19 protein-coding genes, 1 tRNA gene and 1 other RNA gene are annotated in these 23721 nt (G+C 45.4%); 17 read left to right on the forward strand and 4 right to left on the reverse strand.

The window, feature by feature from the left end; genetic code table 11:
- Positions 1-40 precede the first annotated feature (40 nt).
- From CIL02_RS00115 to CIL02_RS00180, 14 genes are all read left to right on the forward strand, one after another.
- On the forward strand, positions 41-1000 hold the full coding sequence (locus CIL02_RS00115) for a glycosyltransferase (protein ID WP_094398464.1): 960 nt from the start codon (positions 41-43) through the stop codon (positions 998-1000).
- 254 nt (positions 1001-1254) lie between these two features.
- On the forward strand, positions 1255-2439 hold the full coding sequence (locus tag CIL02_RS00120; RefSeq protein ID WP_094398465.1) for a glycosyltransferase: 1185 nt from the start codon (positions 1255-1257) through the stop codon (positions 2437-2439).
- An 867-nt stretch (positions 2440-3306) separates the two neighbouring features.
- The gene (locus tag CIL02_RS00125; RefSeq protein WP_094398466.1) at positions 3307-3678 is read left to right on the forward strand and encodes a GxxExxY protein; all 372 of its coding nucleotides are present in this window, start codon (positions 3307-3309) and stop codon (positions 3676-3678) included.
- A gap of 287 nt (positions 3679-3965) precedes the next feature.
- The gene (locus tag CIL02_RS00130) at positions 3966-4859 is read left to right on the forward strand and encodes a hypothetical protein (RefSeq protein WP_240513467.1); all 894 of its coding nucleotides are present in this window, start codon (positions 3966-3968) and stop codon (positions 4857-4859) included.
- A 136-nt stretch (positions 4860-4995) separates the two neighbouring features.
- Positions 4996-6141, forward strand: a complete 1146-nt coding sequence (locus tag CIL02_RS00135) for an EpsG family protein (protein ID WP_094398467.1) — start codon at positions 4996-4998, stop codon at positions 6139-6141.
- Between the two features lie 49 nt (positions 6142-6190).
- Positions 6191-7054 carry a glycosyltransferase family A protein gene (locus CIL02_RS00140; protein ID WP_094398544.1) on the forward strand — a complete coding sequence of 288 codons (864 nt, stop codon included), beginning with the start codon at positions 6191-6193 and terminating at the stop codon, positions 7052-7054.
- Positions 7055-7540: 486 nt separating this feature from the next.
- On the forward strand, positions 7541-8644 hold the full coding sequence (locus CIL02_RS00145; RefSeq protein ID WP_094398468.1) for a glycosyltransferase: 1104 nt from the start codon (positions 7541-7543) through the stop codon (positions 8642-8644).
- A 47-nt stretch (positions 8645-8691) separates the two neighbouring features.
- A complete protein-coding gene (locus tag CIL02_RS00150; protein ID WP_094398469.1) occupies positions 8692-9834 on the forward strand; it encodes a glycosyltransferase family 4 protein in 1143 nt (380 codons plus the stop codon).
- Between the two features lie 9 nt (positions 9835-9843).
- Positions 9844-10518: a hypothetical protein gene (locus CIL02_RS00155; protein ID WP_094398470.1), complete on the forward strand. Its 675-nt coding sequence runs from the start codon at positions 9844-9846 to the stop codon at positions 10516-10518.
- A gap of 342 nt (positions 10519-10860) precedes the next feature.
- On the forward strand, positions 10861-11499 hold the full coding sequence (locus tag CIL02_RS00160; RefSeq protein ID WP_094398471.1) for a sugar transferase: 639 nt from the start codon (positions 10861-10863) through the stop codon (positions 11497-11499).
- Between the two features lie 99 nt (positions 11500-11598).
- Positions 11599-12582: an Rpn family recombination-promoting nuclease/putative transposase gene (locus CIL02_RS00165; RefSeq protein WP_094398472.1), complete on the forward strand. Its 984-nt coding sequence runs from the start codon at positions 11599-11601 to the stop codon at positions 12580-12582.
- Positions 12583-12755: 173 nt separating this feature from the next.
- Positions 12756-14009: a DegT/DnrJ/EryC1/StrS aminotransferase family protein gene (locus tag CIL02_RS00170; protein WP_094398473.1), complete on the forward strand. Its 1254-nt coding sequence runs from the start codon at positions 12756-12758 to the stop codon at positions 14007-14009.
- Positions 14010-14207: 198 nt separating this feature from the next.
- Entirely contained in the window at positions 14208-16154 is a 1947-nt protein-coding gene (locus tag CIL02_RS00175; RefSeq protein ID WP_094398474.1) for a nucleoside-diphosphate sugar epimerase/dehydratase, read from the forward strand.
- An 8-nt stretch (positions 16155-16162) separates the two neighbouring features.
- Positions 16163-17257: a nucleotidyltransferase family protein gene (locus CIL02_RS00180; protein ID WP_094398475.1), complete on the forward strand. Its 1095-nt coding sequence runs from the start codon at positions 16163-16165 to the stop codon at positions 17255-17257.
- Here CIL02_RS00180 and CIL02_RS00185 read toward each other — a convergent pair.
- Together CIL02_RS00185 and pflA are read right to left on the reverse strand one after the other, a co-directional pair.
- Positions 17248-17511 (reverse strand): hypothetical protein, encoded by a 264-nt coding sequence (locus CIL02_RS00185; RefSeq protein ID WP_094398476.1) that lies wholly within the window; start codon positions 17509-17511, stop codon positions 17248-17250. The two genes, CIL02_RS00180 and CIL02_RS00185, sit on opposite strands and share 10 nt — an antisense overlap.
- 299 nt (positions 17512-17810) lie before the next feature.
- Complete coding sequence (pflA, locus tag CIL02_RS00190; RefSeq protein WP_094398477.1) at positions 17811-18545, reverse strand: pyruvate formate-lyase-activating protein; 735 nt, start codon at positions 18543-18545, stop codon at positions 17811-17813.
- A gap of 204 nt (positions 18546-18749) precedes the next feature.
- Between pflA and CIL02_RS00195 the strand changes: the two genes are divergently transcribed.
- Positions 18750-21302: an endonuclease MutS2 gene (locus CIL02_RS00195; protein WP_094398478.1), complete on the forward strand. Its 2553-nt coding sequence runs from the start codon at positions 18750-18752 to the stop codon at positions 21300-21302.
- Positions 21303-21804: 502 nt separating this feature from the next.
- On the opposite strand, the gene CIL02_RS00200 is transcribed toward CIL02_RS00195, so the two are convergent.
- Both CIL02_RS00200 and ffs read right to left on the reverse strand, forming a co-directional pair.
- Positions 21805-21878, reverse strand: a tRNA-Thr gene (locus tag CIL02_RS00200).
- 1 nt (position 21879) lies between these two features.
- An RNA gene (ffs, locus tag CIL02_RS00205) (signal recognition particle sRNA small type) lies at positions 21880-21978 on the reverse strand.
- A gap of 170 nt (positions 21979-22148) precedes the next feature.
- Here ffs and CIL02_RS00210 point away from each other — a divergent pair.
- Together CIL02_RS00210 and CIL02_RS00215 are read left to right on the forward strand one after the other, a co-directional pair.
- A complete protein-coding gene (locus tag CIL02_RS00210; RefSeq protein WP_094398479.1) occupies positions 22149-22673 on the forward strand; it encodes a DUF4199 domain-containing protein in 525 nt (174 codons plus the stop codon).
- 84 nt (positions 22674-22757) lie between these two features.
- Positions 22758-23714, forward strand: coding sequence for a glycosyltransferase family 2 protein (locus CIL02_RS00215; RefSeq protein ID WP_094398480.1), 957 nt, complete (start codon positions 22758-22760; stop codon positions 23712-23714).
- The last annotated feature ends 7 nt before the right edge of the window (positions 23715-23721 follow it).

A 23721-nucleotide genomic window follows, 5' to 3' on the forward strand; every position in this document is an offset into this window, starting at 1 on the left:
TAGACTTTACAGACTACTAGTGATTCAAAATAATAACAAAATGAAAATAAGTATCATTGTACCTGTATATAACGTTGAGAAATATCTCAAAAGATGTGTGTATTCACTTCTCTGTCAAGACCTACCGTCATCTGAGTACGAGATTATACTTGTTAACGACGGTTCTACAGACAACAGTGTATCTATAGCTAAGTCCTTCGCTAACAAGTATGACAACATCAGGCTTATTTCACAAGAAAACCAAGGGCTTAGTGGTGCTCGTAATACAGGATTAGCCTATGCTTCTGGAGAATATATTTTTTTTGTTGACTCAGATGACTTTGTAAAGCCAAATATCATCGGCAAGGTATATAACAAATGTATAGAAAACAACTTAGATATCTGTTTCTATGGATATGAGCTTTTGGACTCGGACCTAAATGTTATTAAATTATCTAAGCCATTACGCAAAACAGACAGAGTTTATACGGGATTTGAACTACTTCATCACACAAATGACATAGGTTCCGTGTGGAAATGTTTTTATTCTCGAAAACTTATTAAAGAGTACAAATTATCATTTTACCCGAAAATCACACATGAAGATTCAGACTTCAATTATGCCGCCTACGCAGTAGCGAAAAGAGTTATGGGTATAAACCTTATAGGGTATTCATATTATTGGAACGACAAATCATTATCTCACGAACGGGTTGTACCAAAAATTGCACATAACATTAAAAGCGATATAGTTGTTGCAAAAAGACTAAAAAACATAAGCAATAGAATCCCGACTTCAAAACGCATCATCAAGGACTACCTTCAAAGATCAAACTCTTTGGTTTTCTCTATTATTATACAACTATACAGGGAGAAATTACTATCAAAAGAAACAAAAAAGGAAATCTTTTCGTTCATGATCGAACAAGGACTCTTCCCAATAAAAGGCAGAACAGCATCTGTTAAGACTACACTTCTGGTGCCATTTGTCAACGCTTATTTTAGTATAATATGGAAGTAATTTATATGCTGTTTTTCCTTCAAAGCATTTGAAGACAACAGTAAACAACTTAACTTTACAGATATATAGTTATCCACAGAAACAAAGAGCGACTAACTTGAAGACAATATGCATAAACAACATCAAGACGGCTTCGAATAAGATGTTCTGTAAGGTATACCAAAAGGAATAGCGCAAGGCATAGACTAAAAAATGTTACATTCAAGGCTATTCTCGCATTAAGATTGCGGACAACCTTAAGACAAAAACAATAAATGAAAACAATACTGATTTCGATACATACACCGTACAAAGAGAATGTACGCGGCATATCGGCCCTACCCTACCACATGATGGTGAAAAGGGAAAAGGGCATGAAGGTGGAGGTGTATTCGTTCAACTGCAACAACCTCAGCAGGGAACAGATTGCTGTGGCAGAAAAGGAACTGGACGTTAAGATACACCTTATACCACAGCCAGCATGGTTCAAGTGGATATTCAAGCTGCATCTGCTGTTCGTAAGGGTGTTTCTGAAATATCCGTTGCACAACTATATCACATTGCCAAAGAACTATGAAACGGAGATAAGGTCGAAGAAGCCGGACATGATATGGGTGTACGGCGAGGAGTTGTCGAGGATTTCAAGGATGTTCCCCGACACAGAGGTGGTACATACCCTGCCCGACTCAGAGGCTCTATACTACCACAGGATGCTGGGATGCCGTTTCGTGATGAACGACTGGAAGAAATACTGGCGGTGCGCCATAATGTACAGGAAGTTCAGAAGGATGGAACGGGACTTTGCAAACAGGGCAAACATTACATACCATCTGGTTGGAGAGGAGGATGCCAGGTTCCTGAGGGATATGAACCCAGGCATAAGGGCGAGGTTTATCCGCCATCCACACTACGAGGTTCATGACCCAGAGCATGAAATATCATTCCATAAGGGCCAGACAAGGCTGCTCGTTGCCGGACAGTACAACTACTACATGCAGCAGGATGCGGACGAGATGGTGGCGGCATTGGTATCGGCCAACAACAGGGAGATGTTGCAAGAGCACTTCGTCATCACCTTCCTGGGCCGTGGCTGGGAACAGCACGCTGTAACGCTGAAAGAGGCGGGATGGACCGTCAACCACGTGACGTTTGCACCAGACTATATCGAAGAGGTGCGCAAGCACGACATACAGATTACGCCAATCAGCATCGGCACAGGAACCAAGGGAAAGGTGCTGGATGCTCTGGCCAACGGATTGTTGGTCATCGGCTCATGGTATGCCATGGAGAATATCGCAGTGGTGAACGGCGTGTCGTGCGTGGTGTATGACTGCCCTGCAGACATGCCAGGAATACTCTCTGATATTGTTGACAACAGAGAAAAATATGAGGAGATGGCGAGAAAGGGGCGTGAAGCTGTGCTGAGGGAGCATAAGAGGGGAATGAGATTACCCAGATAACCAAACCAGGGGTTGCATGCAGACGAAATCTGTGGAAATCTGTGAAATCTGTGGGACAAGAATAAGTGGAGGTAATTAGGTCCACAGATGACACGGATGTCCGCAGGCGGACGGGGATTATTATTGATGACTGATTGCTGATGCTATTTATCCACAGATGACACGGATGACACGGATTGGTTAGGACAAGGGATGTATGGAGACGAAATCTGTGGAAATCTGTGAAATCCGTGGGACAAGAATAATTGGAGGTAATAAGGCCCACAGATAACACAGATTACACAGATAAGTAGGACAAAAGCATGCCAACAGACGAAATCTGTGAAATCTGTGGGACAAGAATAAGTGGAAGGAATAAAGCCCACGGATGACACAGATTACACAGATAAGTAGGACAAAGGATGCCAAGAGACGAAATCTGTGAAATCTGTGGGACAAGAATAAGTGGAAGGAATAAAGCCCACAGATGACACAGATTACACAGATAAGTAGGACAAAAGCATGCCAAGAGACGAAATCTGTGAAATCTGTGGGACAAGAATAAGTGGAAGGAATAAAGCCCACGGATGACACAGATTACACAGATAAGTAGGAAAAAGGATGCCAGGTGACGAAATCCGTGGAAATCTGTAAATCCATGGGACAAGAATAATTGGAGGTAATAAGGCCCACAGATGACACAGATGACACGGATTAGTTAGGACAAGGAATGCCAGGTGACGAAATCCGTGGAAGCTGTAAATCTTTGGGACAAGAATAATTGGAGGTAATAAGGCCCACAGATTACACAGATTACACAGATAAGTAGGAAAAAGGCTGCACGGAGACAAAACGCGTGGAATCCGTGGAACAAGAATTATATTACTGATGACAGACAACGAAATAACATTCAGAATACGTGGAGCAATATTTGACGTATATAACGAGTTAGGCCCTGGCCTACTTGAATCTATATACGAAGAAGCATTAATAGTTGCCTTAAAAAATCGGGGGCTAAACGTAGAACAACAGGTATCTGTGCCTGTAATATTTCAAGGCAAAAGATTACCATGTGATTACAGAATAGACATTCTTGTTGAAAAGAGAGTAATTATTGAACTAAAGTCAGTACAAGAAGTTAAGAATGTATTCCATCTGCAATTGCTTACATATATGAAAATATCTAAGATTCACATAGGTATACTTGTAAATTTCAATTGTGACAACATCAATAACAATATATTCCGTAAAATCATCTGATTAAGCTTATTTTCAAGCTCATCACTTGACGGAATAACAAAGCCCACAGATTACACAGATGACACGGATTAGTTAGGACAATGAATGCCAGATGACGAAATCTGTGGAAATCTGTGAAATCCGTGGGACAAGAATAATTGGAGGCAATTAGGTCCAGGGATGACACAGATAATCAAATTGAGAGATATTTGTAGAATTGGTGGAATACTTGGGATAGGCAAGAATAAAAAGGAAATGAGAAACTGTATGGCAAAATAATTGTTTTAAAGAACGAATAATTCAGAAAAATGAGAGACAGATTATTAAGATACTTTTTATCATGGTTATATTGGTTTCCTATTATCAGGCACAATATTGCCTGTAGGAAATCACTACTTAAGCCTTTATATAAAAAGAGATGTGAAGATGGTTTATCTTGCAATGAAGGAGACAGAAAGATAATATACATGGTATTACCAGAGACCACGTTCTCTGGAGGTCTATCAGACAGGCTAAGGGCTACAGTTGCAATATACAAACAATGCAATACTAAGAACTTACCATTCAGAATTGTCTTTGAGCCGCTGCACCTTCAGGACTACCTGGTTCCAAACAAATATGACTGGAGGATATCATCAAAGGATATATGTTTCGACACTAACAAAGTTTATCCATGCACTCTCCTCACATATCACGCAAGCACACGAAACAGATACCAGCAGTTTGTACAAAACACCATACTCAGTTACTATCTGAAGCAACCTTATCAGCAGATACATGTTTACTCAAACATGATTTGCAAGGATGAGGAATACGGAGCGTTGTTCAATGATCTATTCAAGCCGTCAGCAGAGTTGCAGGAACTTATCGATTATCATCTGAACAAAATAGGAGGCAGCAATACGTATGTATCATTGACTTTCCGTTTCCGACAACTTCTCGGAGATTTCAAGGAGGGAGGAGAAACTCTTCCCGAAGCTCAAAGAGAACCATACATAGCAAGATGTCTGAAGTGCATAGAAAAATCACGACAGATATCCAGAAAAAAAGATTCTCGTTACACCCGACTCCTCCACATTCCTCACAAGGGTAGTGGAAGACGAAAGGATATCGGAATATACCTATCTAATTCCAGGCAAAGTGGTACATATAGGATTCACATCAGACGCAAGCAAGCAAACTTACATGAAGTCATTTGTTGACTACTTTATGCTTGCTAATGCCGAAGAAATATTTCTCGTAAGAGACAAGAAGATGTATCATAGCGGCTTCCCATATAGAGCTGCATTACTTAAAAGAAAGAAATACTCAGAAATAAGTCTTTAGAAAAGCAATAACATGGTTTTATACTTATTATTCTATATAGTTGCTTTATACGCATACTTAACGACTGTAAAGTCGAAGCAGAAGAATGTAAACTTCCTGTTTTACTATTTCGTATGCTCTACCATATTCGTGGGTATCTCCGACATGCTTGGAGGATATGACAGGTATATATATGCGGATTTGTTCAATGATGTGACAAACAACATAGACAACGGAGGCAACATATTCCAAAGTTTTATCTTTGAGTTGTACGACAAGGAAATAGGCTATGACTTCCTGAATGTTGCAATAGCTATCATTACAAAAAACAGGTATATCTTTATTTTTATCGTAACAGTAATGATATACACCCTGCTATACAGGTCTTTCAAGCAGTATGTGGAGAACTACCCGTTTGGGGTGATGTTATTCTTGGCGTTGATGTTCTTCTTTACATTCACCTACCTGAGGCAGATGTTAGGGGTGGGCATAGCATGGTTATCCATTAAATATATCATACAGAGACGGCCTTGGCCATTTGTAGGTGTAATGGCACTGGCATTCCTGTTCCATAACTCGGCGTTGATATTCTTCCCAATGTACTTCATACCGGTAAGGAAGTTCACTAAGAATACAATCATTACTGTAATGGGATTGTGCCTGCTTATTGGATTAACTCCATTACCTTCAGCTATGTTTGCCGCATATGGAGATGTTTCTGACTCTGGCGAACGTGCTGCAGGGTATGTTGAGGACACGAGCGGCTTCCGTATAGCCTACCTCATAGAGGCATGCTTCTTCCTGTTCTTTATATTATCAAAATACAGGACCATCCCCAATGAGCCTAAAAGAGTTGTGCTGCTGAATATGGCTCTGGCTTTCTGCGGAATTCTATTATTCTTCATCAAATCAGAGAACGGTGGACGCTTGGGATGGTATTATCTTATGGGACTATTCGCAACATTGAGTTACATAGCATCAAGATGCAAAAAGACCGCCATACATAACGTCGGCTTAATAGTTGTATGCTTCTTCCTGTTCGTTAGAATTCTTGTGGCATGGGGAATACAATTGTACCCATACAAGACCTTCTTCACAAACGGACACAGAGAAGGTGACTTCATATATGAAAAATATGAATATGACCAAAATTACGACAAAGACAAATTCTACAAATAAAATGGTTCACCAGAGTTATCCTGAATCAGCTGGGGAAAAAACAGAAACAATGATAACAATATTCACACCTACATACAACAGGGCAAATTTCTTGGCTCCGCTATACGACAGCATCAAGAATCAAAGCAGCAAGAACCTTGAATGGGTAATCGTAGACGACGGGAGCACGGACAACACTCACAGCGCTGTTGCGGAGATAATCAGCTCGCATGACGGTTCCTTTCCTATCAGATACTTCAAGAAGCCGAACGGAGGCAAGCATACGGCAATCAACATGGGAGTGAATGTAGCAGAGGGTGAATTGTTTCTGATTCTAGACAGCGATGACGAGTTGCCTCCTACTGCGATAGAGACGATTGAAAAGAGATACAAGATGATAATGGCCAACAAGACCTTGTCAGGGGTCTGCGGATACATGGCACATAGAAACGGAGACATAATAGGTAAGCCTATAATAAATACTACAGCATCATCTCTTGAGTTGAGATACAAACACAATATTACGGGGGACATGTGCGAAGTATTCAGAACGTCTGTTCTGAAGGAGTTTCCGTTCCCTGAAATAAGCGGGGAGAAATTCTGTCCCGAGGCATTGGTATGGAACAGGATAGCGCAGAAATACAGGCTACTGGTGTTCCCGGATGTTATATACCTACGCGACTATATTGACGGAGGGCTAACGGACAATATAGTAAGAATACGCATGAACAGTCCAATAGCAAGCATGATGACGTATGCGGAACTGAACGGGTATGACGTGCCGCTAAAGGAAAAGGCGAAGGCTGCGATAAACTTCTGGCGGTTCAGGTTGTGCTGCAAGGGACATAGTAACGGCCAACGGATAGGTGCCGCGTGGAATGTGCTTGCCCCAATAGGTATAATAATGCATTTGCGGGACAAGTGGGTTCATTAGAGGAATACTGGTATTTGTAATTCGTAACTCAACTTTCGGAAGTTATTTTAAACCACAGAGTTTAAGAGATATAGAGTATTTATACTAATGAAAGAGGGTGAATGCCAAGGCATTTAGAGCTCATAGAGAGCTGCGCATAATGTTTGCCGCATGGAAACTCTGTGTCCTCTGTCGCTTGCGACCTACTCTATAAAACCACAAATCTCTTTTTACCTTACCCTTCGGACGGTGACCGTTGGTTCTCTTAAACTCTGTGGTTTAAATAAAACCCTTATACATAGAGAATTATCACATACGAAACTAAAATTCGTAACTGACAAAGGGGGGTACTGGTGACCCAAGATATGATGCAACAAGGGGTAACAGAATTGCAAAAGAAATAAAAAAGCGGAATAAACATTTGGTTATGTGAAATACAATATGTATTTTAGCGTAAATAAACATAAAAGGAGTAATATCAGAACATAGGTAGCAGAATCTACAATCATGAGAATACTACAAGTTGTCACATCACTACATATCGGCGGTGCTGAGCACTTGGTCACCCAGATGGCGATAGCGATGACAGAGTTGGGGCACACCGTAGACGTCTGTGTATTGGACGGCGAAGAAACCATATTCACCAAGGAACTACGCGAAAAGGCAATCAGGGTGATAAGCCTCGGTACATCGGTATACAACCCTCTCCATATTCTGAAACTTGCCAAGCTTATGAGGAATTATGACCTGGTACATACCCACAACTCTTCTCCCCAGCTGTTTGTGGCTATAGCGAGCATGATTTCGAAACCAGGTCTGTGCACCACAGAACATACTACGTCGAACAGGAAACGCAACTGGAAATGGTACGCACCGATAGAGAGCTGGATGTACGGGCGGTATGACCATGCCGTATGCATCAGCAAGATTGCGGAGGACAAGCTGCGCGAATACATGGGCGGCAAATGGACACGCCCAGACTCTGACATATATAATAAGGTGTCGACAATAAATAATGGCGTAGACGTGAATGCCATCTACAAAGCAGAAGCGGACAAAGAACTCACAAGACTGAAGGGCAACAGGACAGCGATAGTTATGGTGGCAGGGTTTAGAGAGGCCAAAGACCAAGACACCGTCGTAAAAGCAATGGCTCTCCTGGACAAAGAACAATACGAGGTATGGTTCGCTGGTATCGGCGTAAGAGAGAATGAGGTAAGGAAACTGGCAGAGGAAACAGGAGTAAAAGAACGTGTCCGTTTTCTTGGACTTCGGTCGGATGTGCCAAACGTGCTCAAGGCTGCCGACATTGTCGTAATGTCATCACACTGGGAAGGACTGAGCCTCAGCAATGTAGAGGGTATGAGCGCCGGGAAACCGTTTGTTGCCTCTGATGTGAACGGGCTAAGGGAAGTAACGAAAGGATATGGAATGATGTTCAGGCACGAGGACTACAAAGAACTGGCAGAAATAATAATGTCATTGGGCAAGAGCAACGAGCTATATTACACGACTGCCAGGAATTGCCTTAATAGGGCTATGGAATTTGACCTGAGCAGGATGGTAAGGGAATACGAGAATGTGTACTACAGAATAATCAACTCGAAATAGGAAGAAACGGGAACAGAGGTGTCCCATGTGGTTTTCAAGTTACAAGTATGAAAAGAGAGAAAAAAATTATAAGAGCGGTAACAGTATCCATGTCGGTGGACTTTTTCGCATCCATGATACCAGACTTACAAAAAAAGGGATTCGAAATAGTAACAGTCTCTTCAGATGGGCCAGAACTGGAACACATAAGGTCGTTAGGGGCTAAAACCACCATAGTTGACATGTACAGAAGGATGTCGCCTGTCAAAGACTTCCTGTCTTTAGTAAAGCTAATTAGAGTTTTTGCAAAAGAAAAGCCCTTAATCGTTCATTCCATGACGCCCAAAGCAGGACTTCTCTGTATGGTGGCTTCCTGGATTACAAGGGTACCTCTACGCATTCACACTTTTACAGGATTGGTATGGCCAACCGCAAGTGGTATAAGTAAGAAAATACTTATGTTTACAGATTGGCTGACATGCACTTGCGCTACTCACATCATACCTGAAGGACAGGGCGTAAAGAATGATCTTCAGAGCCACATCACCAAGAAACCAATGAAGGTACTTGGATATGGCAATGTTAGAGGCGTTGACATGGAGAGATTCTCCGAAAGGAAAGAGATAACAGAACTTGCATCTCACATCAGGGACAAAGAAGCCTTCACTTTCCTGTTTGTTGGAAGAATAGTTGGCGACAAGGGTATTAACGAACTTGTTGAGGCTTTTGTGAGATTAAACCAAGAGCACCACAATACAAGACTTGTGCTTACAGGAAACTACGAGAGGAACTTGGACCCTATACGGCACGACACTCAAGAATTCATTGACTGCCACGATGCCATAATAACAACAGGCCCAAAATCGGGTGACGACTTGGTTGCGCAGTATGCGGCATGTGACTGCTTTGTATTCCCAAGCTACAGAGAGGGATTCCCCAACACCGTACTTGAGGCAGGAGCCATGGGACTGCCATGTATTGTGACGGACATAAACGGTTCACGAGAAATAATTGAGAACGGCAATAACGGCATCATTATTCCTCCACGTGACGCGGAGTCACTGTATCTTGCTATGAAAAGCATCTACGAAAACAGTTCTTTACGAGAGACTCTGGCAGGTAACGCACGCCCCATGATAGCATCACGGTTCGACAAGGACTTTGTAAAACGTTGCCTATTGGACTTCTACGATATGATACTGGAGAAATAAATAACGGTTATGGCAATAGGTTACAAAATAGCACATGTCATTAGGGACAAATTCCCGTGGTTGTGGGACCTTACAGAAAGATTTAATTCAATTCTCTTCAGCATAAGGTATGGGGAAACAGTAAGTCGCTTTCGTTTCAGTGCAATCCCTGACGGATACAAGATTATGAGAATGGAAGATGTTTCTACTGAGGACATCGTGAATTTCTTCGCAAAACAACCTGCTGAGGCATTCACATTCTTCAAGCCTCATGGGTTCGACTATAAGTCTATACAGAGTCTTCAAAAGAACAAGGCTTTCCTTGCATTCTTTCTTATAGACTGCACTCAAGATGACGCTGAAAGACCATGCGACGATAAGCAACCTACTATCGCAGGCTACTTCTTCATTCGCTCATTCTTTCATGGTAAAGGATTTAGAGGTAGAATGGTAGACATAGACTATCGCAACAAAGGCCTTGGCACGGCCATGAACAAACTGCTTAACGAGATAGGTTTTTCCATCGGTTTAAGACTGTACGAAACAATTTCCATGGACAATATTGCATCTTACAGAAGCGCCATAAAAGCAAGCAATATTAAAATAATAAATGAAGATTTTGAAAAACGAGAATATTTTATCGAAATCATAGACGAACCTATATCTCCAAAGGCCAATGACCAAAGGAGTGAAAACATTTCGTAATCATCGAACTCAGGTTGTTCATATATATATTAAGACTTTAGGGGCTTGAAGAGTTCGAGAGGTTCGAGGGTTTGAGGAGTTTGAAGGGTTCGAGGGTTTGAGGAGTTTGAGGAGTTTGAAGGGTTCGAATGGTTCGAGTATTTCGAAAGGTTAAATAACAATAATAAAAGTCATGCTTAAACATACGTCATTTATCTCCTCTAGTCTCCTCTTAACTTCTCTTGTCTTCTCTTGTCTTCTCTTATCTCCTTTCTTCTCCCTTTATCTTCGTCATTGTTTTCGTTTTCCTGGTGAACCACAATTATAGGCGGGTTATAAAAAGACAGTTAACTGCTATACAAGATGATAATAAAAATTATATTTGACAAGTTATTCGCTCTGTTAGGACTGATAATGCTTAGTCCAGTACTGCTGATTGTTGCCATACTGATAAAAGTCAAGATGCCTGGACCAATACTGTTCTGTCAGAAAAGAGTAGGACAACACGGGAGACTGTTTACTGTGTACAAGTTCAGGTCAATGACGGTCAGCAAGCAGGCGGAGACCGTAGACAAGTCATCAAAGGATGGCACTTCCATTGCTGCAGAAGAGCTGAACAGGATTACTCCTCTTGGTGAGAAGTTGAGGAGATACAAACTGGACGAACTGCCGGAATTATGGAATGTGCTGATTGGTGACATGAGTTTTGTCGGGCCACGTCCCGATGTTCCTGGATATGCAGACAAGCTTGATGGTAAAGATAGGGATATCCTGAAACTGAAGCCAGGTATTACTGGACCAGCCAGCCTGAAATACAGAAACGAGGAGGAGTTGCTCGCAAATGTCGATAATCCGAAGCAATACAATGATGAGGTTATTTATCCAGACAAGGTAAGGATAAACTTATATTACCTAAGCCATTACTCTTTCATCAAGGATATCCAGATGATAATTTGCACGGTGTTAGGCAAAAAGATGGAATATAACGACGAGATAATATGATGAAAATCGTAGCAATTTGTTTTTCACCATCACTAATGTTTTGCAGATTGAAACTTTTTTACTACATTTGCAACAAATAACCATATAGGAGGAACTGACATGTTGGAAGATAACAAATATGTAAGATTTGACTGGGCGGCAAAACGAATGCTCAGAGACAAAGCCAACTTTGCTGTTCTGGAAGGACTGATAACGGTTCTTCTGAACGAAGAAGTACACATAGTGGAAATACTGGAAAGCGAGGGTAATCAGGAAAACTACTATGATAAATTCAACAGGGTAGACATAAAAGCAAAGAACAGCCTTGGAGAGATTATCATCGTAGAGATACAATTGACAAGGGAGAGATTCTACCTTGAGCGCATTCTATATGGTGTCTCGAAGGCCATTACTGAACACATATCGCTCGGCGACAAATACGACAAGGTAAAGAAGGTGTACTCCATAAGCATCCTTTATTTTGACTTGGGTATTGGCGCAGATTATCTGTATCACGGCAAGACAGTGTTTGTAGGTGTCCATACTGGTGACACTCTGAAGATTAGCGACAAGGAGGAGAATGTACTGAAGATGAAAACTCCAGACAAGTTATTCCCCGAATATTTCATTATCAGAGTCAACGAGTTCAACCAAGTGGCAAAGACTCCATTGGAGGAATGGATTGAATATCTGAAAAGTGGAAAGATTTCAGATTCCACTGATGCGCCTGGCCTGAAAGAGGCCAAACAGAAATTGCAGTATCTGAAAATGACCAAGGAGGAACGCACTGCATACGATAAACACATCGATGACATAATGATTCAAAATGACGTGCTGGATACTGCGAAAATTGAGGGGCTTGCGGAAGGAAGAGCTATAGGATTAGCCGAAGGAAGAGCCGAAGGAAGAGCTATAGGATTACAAGAAGGAAGAGCAGAAGGATTAGCCGAAGGAAGAGCCGAAGGAAGAGCCGAAGGAAGAGCCGAAGGAAATAATGAGGGTAAGACGGAAGTTGCCATAAATCTCAAGAGGATGGGAATGACGGATGATGACATATCAAAAGTTACGGGACTGCCGGTGGAACTGATAGCTACTCTTGTGTAAAGGGCTGCCGGATAAGCAGCGAAACCTAAATCAACTCAACTTTCGGAAATCGGGGAGATTGTTGGTAGTTCAGAAACTTAAATAAATTAATCATTTTTTTGTGGGAGGATTGTCCCCCAGGCCCCACTGACCAAAGGGAAGTAATCAACAAAAACCACATAAGGTATATTTCTATGAAAAGAAGTGAGAAAAGAATTTTGCTATGCCTTGCCCACATGTCGGGCAATGAGATGAAATACATACAGGAGGCTTTCGCCACCAACTGGGTGGTGCCTTTGGGTCCAAACGTAAATGGCTTTGAGGAAGACTTGGCACAGTTCTGCTCTAATGGAGAGAAAAGAGTTGTGGCATTGAGTGCAGGCACTGCAGCCGTGCATCTTGCCCTGCTTGCCTGCGGTGTCAAGGCTGGCGACGAGGTCTTGGTTCAGTCGTTCACGTTCTGCGCATCTGCCAATCCTGTGACATACATTGGGGCAAAGCCCGTGTTTGTAGACTCAGAGAAAGATACTTGGAACATGGATCCTGAGCTGCTGGAGGCTGCCATCATTGACCGGACGGAGAAGACTGGGCAGAAGCCCAAGGCTATTGTGCTCGTATATCTTTATGGCATGCCTGCAAAGATAAACGAGATTGTAGCCGTGGCAAAGAAATACGACATACCGCTGATTGAAGATGCGGCCGAGGGACTTGGCTCGGAATACGATGGCCGTGTTGTAGGCACATTTGGACAATATGGCGTTCTGAGCTTCAACGGCAACAAGATGATAACAACAAGCGGAGGTGGTGCCCTGATTTGTCCTGACGACGACGCCAAGGGCCACATAATGTACCTTGCTACGCAGGCAAGAGAGTCGTACCCCTATTATCAGCACACGGAGATAGGCTTCAACTACAGGATGAGCAATATCTGTGCAGGAATAGGCCGCGGACAGATGACAGTGCTGAAAGAACATATTGAACATCACAGACATATAGCTGATATATACCGAGAGGGATTTAAGGATATTGACGGTATAACATTCCACGACGAGACTGATGACTGCATGAGGAGCAACTTCTGGCTTAACACCATCACTCTTGACGAGCATCTTGCCGTAGTAGGACAAGAAGATGTGTATCAGGAAATGGTAAAGGGAGCCGTTGGTGGTGCAGCCGGTTTCGTACATGAGTCGGATAATGTCCATACGGACTGCGAGCCCAATGCGAACGTAGAGGCCATGAGGATATTTCTGGACAAGGCCAACATTGAGAGCCGTCCACTATGGAAGCCCATGCACAAGCAGCCGGTTTACAAGTCATCCCCAGCATATACCAACGGGGTTAGCGAGGAACTGTTCCGGTGCGGCCTATGCCTTCCAAGCGGTCCCTGCGTTACAGAAGAAGACGCACGATTTATAATAGCGATGGTGAAGGAAGCCATCAGATAGATACTCAATTTTCAACTCAACTTTACCTTACCCTTCGGACGATGGCCGTTGGTTCGCAAGTAGTAAATAGGAGATAAGAGGAGATAAAGGAGATAAGAGGAGATAAAGGAAGATAAGAGGAGATAAAAGGAGATAAGAGGAGATAAGAGGGATTAACTGACAAATAAAACTAAAATTTCTTTTCCAACCAAATAACACATGAACATTATTGACAAACTTCTAAACTGGTACTTTACCAAGAATGCGCTGCCCTACTGGGTGGTGTTCATACTTGACTGCCTGATATGCTATCTCGCAGGTATCTTTGTGTTCTGGCTGTATTATCACGGAGCCGTCACGCTGGGAAATATCGTACTGTTGAGCAAGACGATATTCATGTACATGATTTTCAATATCATTGGTTTCAGGATTTTCAAAACATATACTGGCATCATCCGCTATTCGTCTTTTGTTGACCTACAGCGCATTGGTGCCGCCATGGGACTATCGTGGGTGATAGCCGAGATAATGCACTACCTGATATACTGGTGGGACATGGAGTTCATCAGACTGCAGGGCCGCCAGATTGCTGCCATGTACCTTATGGCCACCGCAGGCATTGTCTCCGTGCGTGTAATTATCAAGACCATTTACGACGTGATGTTCAGTTCCAAGAAGGGCGTGCGCGCCCTCATCTACGGAGTAAAGGACGGAGGCATAAGCCTTGCCAAGAGCATCAGGAACGAGAAACCCGAACGGTTCCATCTGAGAGGTTTCATCGCCCATGAGAGCCATTACGGTGGCCGTGTGCTGATGGGCGTAAAGGTATATAACGCAGACGACAGCCTCGCAGAGACTATCAAGGAAATGAACATCGGGGCTGTTCTTGTAAGTCCTCTGCAGAACTCGAGGTTCCGTGAAAACGAGAAATTGCAGGAAATACTCATCAATGCAGGCATACACATATACATGATGTCAGTGACGGAAGAGCAAGGGGGTATCGAGGAATTCGAGGCTGAAAGCCTGCGCGAGATTTCTGTTGAGGACTTGCTGCCCCGCAACGAGATACATGTTGACATGGATGCTGTAGGAGCCATGCTTACAGGCAAGAAGATTATGATTACGGGCTCGGCAGGTTCGATAGGTAGCGAGATGGTTAGGCAGATTGCTGTGTACAAGCCTGCTGAGATGATACTGGTGGACCAAGCCGAGACTCCGCAGCACAGCATACGTCTGATGATGCTACACAGCTTCCCGTCGGTGAAGGCTCATACCATCGTTACGAGCATCACGCATACAAAGCACATGGAGAAGATATTCAACAAGTACAGACCCGACTATGTGTTCCATGCAGCAGCCTACAAGCATGTTCCGATGATGGAGGACAATCCAGGAGAGAGCATCATCAACAACGTATACGGAACAAAAATCATAGCAGACCTGTCCGAGAAATACGGCGTCAGGAAGTTTGTAATGATTTCCACAGACAAGGCTGTTAACCCGACAAACGTCATGGGATGCTCCAAGCGTATCTGCGAGATATACGTTCAGTCGCTCAACGCCAAACTAAGGGAGCAGAGTAATGGCACGGTGGAACAACATTGTCAGTATGTGACAACGAGATTTGGTAACGTCCTTGGTTCCAACGGCTCCGTAATACCACTGTTCGAGAAGCAGATAAAGGAGGGAGGTCCCGTGACGGTTACCGATCCAAACATCATCAGGTATTTCATGCTCATCCCCGAGGCCTGCAAGCTGGTACTCGAAGCCGGTACGCACGGAAAGGGAGGAGAGATATTCGTCTTCGATATGGGCAAGCCAGTAAAGATTGCCGACCTAGCCAAGAAGATGATAAAGCTGTCGGGAGCCAAGAACGTGAAGATAGAGTATACGGGACTCAGGGCTGGCGAGAAACTCTACGAGGAAGTGCTGTCAAACCATGAGGATACCCTGCCGTCGTTCCACGATAAGATTAGGATAGCCAAGGTTAGGGAATACGACTTTACAACTGTCAACAACAGCATAGAAGAGCTTATCCAGCTATCTACGGGATATGACGACATGCAGATTGTCGCCAAGATGAAGGAGATTGTACCCGAATACAAGTCCAACAACTCCATCTATACGGTGCTGGATGACAAGCAGGAGGCTCACACAGAAGCTTAGTATTACAGATGACCATCAACGACTTTCTATTTATCGTTCTACGGTCTGCGCTGTGGGGCCATAAGACCGATGGTTTCGAGTTGCCATCGAAACCCTACAAGCAGCTCTACCGTCTGTCTCAGCGGCAGACGGTATCGGGATTGCTATGTTCAGCCCTGATGGAGAACCAAGACGTGAGGCTCAACCGCTACGATGCTGCAAATACGTACACCTCTCTGAACGATACCATTCAGACAAACGGACACATGAACAGCATGGTGTGCGAGTTGTCCGAGCTGCTATCGTCAGCGGGCATCAGACACCTCATCGTCAAAGGCCAGATAACGGCATCCATGTACAGACAGCCAGAGGTACGCGAGAGCGGTGACATAGACTTCTATTGCCCTACGTCATGCTTCTCACAGGCACGGGAGCTCATTGCCCAGAGGTGGAATGTGACATTCGAGGAAGAGAGCGAGAGCGAGCAGCATCTTGCATTCACGTACAAGGATGTGCTGTTCGAGATGCATTTCAACCTATTCAAATTCTACAACAAGGCCAATCAGCGCTATTGGGACTCACTGATGGACGAGGAGGTGAAGGCCAACCATACTGTTACGGTTGGGAACCACCAGATACCTACCCTGTCGCCCGAGACCAACATTCTGTACACGTTCCTGCACTTGTTCCATCATCTCGTCGAGCTTGGCGTTGGACTCCGCCAGTTCTGTGACCTTGCTATGATGCTCCACCATTATCACGGCACATATTCCGCTGCGAGGCTAAAGGAGCATTTACGCCGTTTGGGCTTCGAGGCTGGCTTTAAGGCTGTGGGAGCAATCCTCACCGACCGCCTTGGCCTGCCAGCATCCGAGTTTCCCTATGAGCTCACGGAAAAGGACCATGCAGCCGATCAGCTGATGCTTGATATTATATTCACGGGCGGCGACTTTGGCAAGTATGGCCGCAAGACCGCAGTGCGCTCGGGCTGGAAGTATTACTTTGAGGCACTAACACACAAGATTGGCAACTACCAGAAATTTTACAGGCTGGCACCGAAAGAAATTCGAGCCAGCCTTATAAATCAAATACCAAGAAAAATCCTTTTGGCCTTTCAGCCATAATATCTGTTAGCCATGTTACGTATGGCCAACGAGTTTGGCTTCAGGTTACCGTTCATATCCTTCGTTACCAGCATCTTCAGGTCGTAGAAGTCGCAATGCTTGCACTGGTCGGGACTATCAATGACTGTCTCCATCAGTTCTGGTTGCACGGCCAACAAAGCATTCGAGGGATAGGAATCGCGGTTAAGGATAAAGTTCCAAATCAGTTCTGTGACGTTCTTGATGTACGTCGCTATGTCATTTATAATTCTCATATTGTTACCTCCATTTGTTATTAGTTATTGCAAATATAGTGAATTATAACGACATTCTGTCATTTCCCACTACTATTTAATGATGTTTTGTATTCATTAAGGAATAGGGGCATAAAGAATATTAAAACAGTTAACAAAATAAGAAAAATATCGGGCAGAAAACGATAACGATTACGAAGATAAAGGGAGATAAAGAGAAGATAAGAGAAGATAAAGGGAGATAAGAGAAGATAAAGGGAGATAAGAGGAGATAAGAAGTGAGGGTGTGTCAGCTACTTGACACACCCTCACTTCTGTTTTCAGCCTATGGTGCCTTCCAGTATGTTCCTTGCCCTGGCTACGCTCTCGGGTGTTGGCGTTGGAGTATCCCGAAGCGGATAGGCAATGCCAAGCTTCTCATACTTGAATGTTCCGAGGGTATGGTATGGCAACACGTCTATGCGCTCAATATTGCTGAGTGAGCAGAGGAAATCATGCAAGCGCACGAGGCTCGCCTCGTCGTCCGTAATACCCGGCACAAGAACATGGCGAATCCATACAGGCTTGCCAATATCGGAAAGATAGCGTGCGCAGTCAAGGATATTTGCATTTCCGAAGCGGGTAAGGCGGCGGTGAGCCTCATCGTCGATATGCTTGATGTCGAGAAGCACGGTATCAGTAACGGCCATCAGCTTGGCGAAATCACCGAACCATGGCTCCTCACGGGTGAAGGGCTGTGCAGAGGTGTCGAGACAAGTGGTCACTCCCATGGCGTGAGCCTTCTCAAACAGCTCTGTCACAAACTCCATCTGCATCAGCGCCTCGCCTCCACTGACCGTTATGCCGCCCTTGTCGCCCCAGTAGGCACGGTAGCGCAGGGCCTTGTCAAGAAGCTCATCGGCAGTCAGCTCCTCACCGGTGCGCATTTTCCACGAGTCAGGATTGTGGCAGTACTGGCAACGCATGGGACATCCCTGCATGAAAACAATGAACCTCACGCCCGGTCCGTCTACCGACCCGAAAGTCTCTATACTATGAATGTATCCTTTTGTCATACAAATCGCAATTTCTTTTCCGTTAACATTGAATAAACGCTCGTATAATATATAAAATTGTGTGTCAAAGCCTGTTTTTCGGCCTTGCTGCTTCCAATTTCCCTCTATCAGGCATGCGGAATTGGTTTTTTATGTGTAATTTTGCAGTCCATACGGCGCACAACCGCCAGTATGCGACGAATATAAAAACAAGACAGACAACAGATGACATACCCACAGAACTTCGAGACCAAGATTGGGTTCGACAATATAAGGAAACTGCTGAAGGAGAAATGCCTCTCCACACTGGGCAAGAGCATGGTTGACGACATGACCGTCAGCAGCAAGCATGCCACCATAGGCGAGTGGCTGGAGCAGACGCACGAGTTCAGGCGCATTCAGGAGGAGAGCGACGACTTCCCGCTTCAGTACTTCTTCGACGTAAGAGACGCCATCAGGCGCATAAGACTTGAGAACACCCATCTCGAGGAAGACGAGATATTCGACCTCAGACGCTCGTTGCAGACCATAAACGACATCGTGAGGTATCTGCAACGTGGCATCGATACCGACGATAGCGTGTCGACGCCCACCCCACTCTACCCCGCTCTCTACAGACTTACGGACAACGTGGCTACCTATCCGCAGCTGGTGCAGGCCATAGACCAGATACTCGACAAGTTCGGACATATCAAGGACAACGCCTCAGCCGAGCTGCTTGCCATTAGGAAGGAACTGGCACGGGCGGAGAGCAGCGTGTCGAAGACCCTGTATGGCATACTGCGTGCCGCACAGAGCGAGGGTCTCGTCGACAAGGACGTGACACCCACACTGCGCGACGGGCGCCTTGTTATCCCCGTAGCACCTGGACTAAAGAGAAGAATTGGCGGCATCGTCCATGACGAGAGCGCAACGGGCAAGACGGTATTCATAGAGCCTGCAGAGGTGGTGGAGGCAAATAACAGAATCAGGGAGCTGGAAAGCCAGGAACGGCAGGAGATAATACGCATCCTGACAGCCTTCACCAACAAGGTGAGACCTCACTCGGCAGACATACTCAACTCCTACACCTTCCTGGCAACAATAGACTTCATCAGAGCCAAGGCCGAGCTGGCTAAGATGACCAAGGCCATTGAGCCACAATTATCGGAGCATCCGCACATAGACTGGATTCAGGCACGCCATCCTCTGCTGGAGCTGTCGCTGGCCAAGCAGGAGAAGAAGATCGTGCCGCTCGACATCATACTAAACAGCGAGAAGCACATCCTGATAATCTCCGGTCCGAACGCCGGCGGAAAGTCTGTGTGCCTGAAGACTGTAGGGCTGCTGCAATACATGCTACAGTGTGGACTCAGCATACCTGTTGGCGACCGCTCTACAGCCGGTATCTTCGACAATATAATGATAGACATCGGCGATGAGCAAAGCCTTGAGAATGACCTGTCGACATACTCCAGCCATCTGCTCAACATGAAGAACATGATGAGACAGGCCGACGGACGGACACTCATCCTCATAGATGAGTTCGGAACAGGTACCGAGCCGCAGATAGGTGGCGCCATTGCCGAGGCTGTGCTCGAACAGCTGCAGAAGAAAGGCGCATGGGGAGTGATTACTACACACTATCAGAACCTGAAACACTTTGCTGACTCTCACGAGGGAGTGGCCAACGGTGCCATGCTATACGACCGCCACGAGATGAAAGCCCTGTTCCAGCTGGCCATAGGTCGCCCGGGCAGCTCGTTTGCCATAGAGATAGCACGGAAGACCGGACTGCCAGAGGAGGTCATAAGGCAGGCTTCAGACATCGTTGGCAGCGACTATATACAAAGTGACAAATACCTGCAGGACATAGTGCGGGACAAACGCTACTGGGAAGCCAAGAGGCAGACCGTACACCAGAGGGAGAAGGAACTGGAGAGGCAGATAGAGAAATATGAGAGCGACATAGCCGAACTGGACAAGAAACGCAAGGAAATCCTGGCCAAGGCAAAGGCGCAGGCCGAGGAGTTGCTCAAGGAAAGCAACAGGAGAATAGAAAACGCCATCAGGGAAATACGCGAGCAGCAGGCCGAGAAGGAAGAGACGCGGAAGATACGCGAGGACCTCAACGAGTTCAAGGCGCAGGTTGCCGACATGGACACTAAGGACATGGACGAGAAGATTGCCCGGAAGATGGAGCAGATAAAGCAGCGCAAGGAACGCCACCAAAAATACAAAGACCAGAAGGAAGAGAAAGCACGCAAAGCTGCCGAGAGCCTGAAGCAGGCCGCGCTGAGGGAAGACAAGAAGAGCGGCAAGGCACAGCTGGAAGTTGGCGATACCGTCCGCATAAAAGGACTGAAGACCACGGGAAAGATAGAGTCCGTGGACACAAAGATGGCCACCGTCATCTTCGGCGACATGCGCACCAAGATGCGTACCGACCGGTTGGAGTACGTGGAGCAGCAGGAGAAGCCTGCCGATCTGGCCACATCACTCAAGGCCTATTCCGTGAGCAAGGCTACAAGGGAGACCATAGACAGCCACAAGTCGAACTTCAAGCAGGACCTTGACGTTCGCGGCATGCGAGGCGACGAGGCCCTGACGGCCGTACAGTATTTCGTCGACGATGCCATACTGGTAGGCATGGCACGTGTCCGCATCCTCCATGGCAAGGGCAACGGCATCCTACGGCAGCTCATCCGTCAGTATCTGTCCACCGTACCGAACGTCACCCACTATGCCGACGAGCACGTGCAGTTTGGTGGTGCCGGCATAACGGTAGTTGACTTCTGACGGCTCAGTGCAAATAACTAGGATGTACAGTTTGATGTTCAAAAATTGAATATCCTAATTCTGAAGTTCATGTCTGTAATTGTCGCGCTGTAGGCGCAAAAGAACATAGCCCAGGGGAGAGCGTAGCGGCACCCTGGGTTATTTCATGTAGGTGATGATCGCGCTGTAAGCGCAAAAGATAACAGCAGGACAAAACGCAAAGCTTTGCGTGGGCCAATGCAATGCTTTGCGTGAGCCAATGCAAAGCTTTGCGTGAGCCAATGCAAAGCTTTGCGTGAGCTAATGCAATGCTTTGCGTGAGCCAATGCAATGCTTTGCGTGAGTGTTGGACTGAACTGGCACAGAAATGTCTGTCCTATCCTGAATAAGATAAAAGGGGGAAAAGACTCACCCTACGGGGCACTTAGCCCCCAGGAAATTTCTACTGAACCGTTATGAGAGCATTTTTCAAGCCAAAGATATAGAAAAAGAGTTCCACAAAAATGTGAAACTCTCTTTCTTGAGCCTCTTGTCGGATTCGAACCAACGACCCCGAGATTACAAATCACGTGCTCTGGCCAACTGAGCTAAAGAGGCGGGTGGGCAAGCTGTTCATATCGCGCCGCTACAACCTAATACCCTTGCTATGTTCCCATCCTGGGGGATTCTCAGGGAGCTGGCCGTATGAGACTTGCCCATATTCTTAAGCGAGTGCAAAGGTAATGTATTTAATCGTAAAGAGGAAGCGCAAGATGGAAAAAGTTTTTGCGGTTAACATCTTTTGACAAATTGAAATATCAAAAAAATCAAATTTTTCAATACATATACCTTATATTAAAGATAAATTGAGTAATTTTGCAACCATATATGATAGACGCAACAGCATTGGTACAATTAAAGGCATTTGCACGTCAGGATGGTGCCATCCTGGCTTTGGCGTGGACTGCCAGCTTTGCCCTTATCGTCTACAGCCCTCAATACTCTCTTGGCAATCTTCTCGCATTGGCAACACCGTTTATTGTAGGCTGGCGACTCTCTCGTTTCCGCGATTACGCTCTTGGCGGGCTTATTTCCTTCCGTCGCGGTTTTGCCTTTTCGTGCTACACTTTCTTCTATGCCTCCCTTGCATTTGCCCTGGTACAGTATCTGTACTTTACGTTTCTTGACAACGGGCGGATGGAAGACATGCTTGACAACACGATAAGGATCATGACCCCAATCTACAAGGAACAGGGCATCTCTCCGAAAGAGCTCAATGCCGCCGCAGAGGTGCTCACCAGCCTAAGCCCCATTTATATCGCCATAACATTCATGATGCAGAACCTCTTCATCGGCCTGTTGCTGAGCCTGCCCGTTGCCTTGTTTGGAAGAAGAAGCAAGCCAAGACTTTAGGCACATCGGACAGACAGTACATGGACTCTACGCCATAAGGAAGGCTGAGACAGATAAAAGAATTATAAAAAAACAAATACAGATATGGATATTTCGGTTATAGTGCCTCTTTTTAACGAGGAGGAGTCGATACCAGAACTCTACGCATGGATAGAGCGTGTAATGAACTCCCATAACTATGAGTTTGAAGTGATATTCGTCAACGACGGCTCTACAGACTCGTCATGGGACATCATCGAAGGACTGGCAAAGAAATCAGAACACGTCAAGGGTATAAAGTTCCGCCGCAACTACGGCAAGAGCCCTGCCCTGTACTGCGGCTTCAAGGAGGCGCAGGGTGACGTGGTGATAACCATGGATGCCGACCTGCAGGACTCGCCCGACGAGATACCAGAGCTTTACCGCATGATCACCGAGGAGAAATACGACCTCGTGTCGGGATATAAGCAGAAACGCTACGACCCGATATCAAAAACCATTCCCACTAAGCTCTTCAACGCCACGGCAAGAAAAATTAGCGGCATTAAGAACCTGCACGACTTCAACTGTGGTCTGAAGGCTTACCGCCGAGACGTCATAAAGAACATCGAGGTGTACGGAGAGATGCACCGCTACATACCCTACCTGGCCAAGAATGCGGGCTTCGACAAGATTGGCGAGAAGGTGGTGCAGCATCAGGCACGCAAGTACGGAAAGTCTAAGTTCATGGGACTGAACAGGTTTGTCAACGGCTATCTGGACCTGCTCACGCTTTGGTTCCTGAGCACGTTCGGCAAGAAGCCTATGCACGTATTCGGCTTCCTCGGCTCGATAATGTTTTTCATAGGCTTCATCTCGGTAGTCTTCATCGGTGCAGACAAGATGTACGCCCTGCTCAACGGCATCCCCCAGAGACTCATCACCGACACGCCATGGTTCTACATAGCCCTGACAACCATGCTCATCGGTACGCAGCTGTTCCTGGCGGGCTTCCTCGGTGACCTTATCAGCCGCTCGTCACAAAACCGCAACGACTACCAGATAGAGAAAATAATTAAATAACCGGAAC

The sequence above is a fragment of the Prevotella sp. P3-122 genome (assembly GCF_002251365.1).
GTDB lineage: Bacteria > Bacteroidota > Bacteroidia > Bacteroidales > Bacteroidaceae > Prevotella.